Here is a 559-nt window from a genome sequence, read left to right as displayed (position 1 = left end):
TGTGGGGCGTCAGTGCTGCCATCAATGGCGAGCAATACTTGTGTGTTTGGGAGGACGAACGCGACACCCCAGCTACCACTAAAGACGGCGATAAACCTTTTGATTCTGGCGAGTGGGAAGGATGGGAGCAGCGGAAAAAACTTGTCTCTGTTACTGGCGACGGCTGGCAAAAATGCGTCGATATTTTCACGTATGAGAGAGCCAAAGACAAAGCCGCCAGAGAAGCCGCCAGAGCCGCAGCAGAGGCCGAACGGGTCAAAGGCATACAACGGCAGCATGATAACGTTTCGTCGCTTCTGGTGGCAGCACAGGCCGCAGAAACGCAATGCGCAGAGGACAAGGCCGAACTAATTCGGGAAGCACTGAGTTATTACCAATCTGAATACAGTGAGGCAACGCCACGAGCATTTTTTGCGGCAGAGCTGGAGGCTATGATAGAAAAATTCCAGGTTAAAACAGAGCTGGTGGATCGGGTTATTGAGGCGTGCCAATCCTATTTTTCATGGCAGTATGACACGGTAGAAGCAGCACAGAAGGCCGCAAGTGAAGTCTTGAGCCT

General features: G+C 52.1%; 1 protein-coding gene. It reads left to right on the top strand.

Features of this window, described 5'->3' with window-relative positions; all coding sequences use genetic code 11:
* The coding region (locus tag HL054_RS22195; protein ID WP_369141299.1) for a hypothetical protein at positions 1–559 on the top strand (559 nt) is incomplete at both ends.

The organism is Modestobacter versicolor, from assembly GCF_041028285.1.
Lineage (GTDB): Bacteria > Actinomycetota > Actinomycetes > Mycobacteriales > Geodermatophilaceae > Modestobacter > Modestobacter versicolor_A.
Note: the sequence above shows the minus strand (reverse complement) of the source record. Positions and strands in the feature narration are given on the sequence as shown.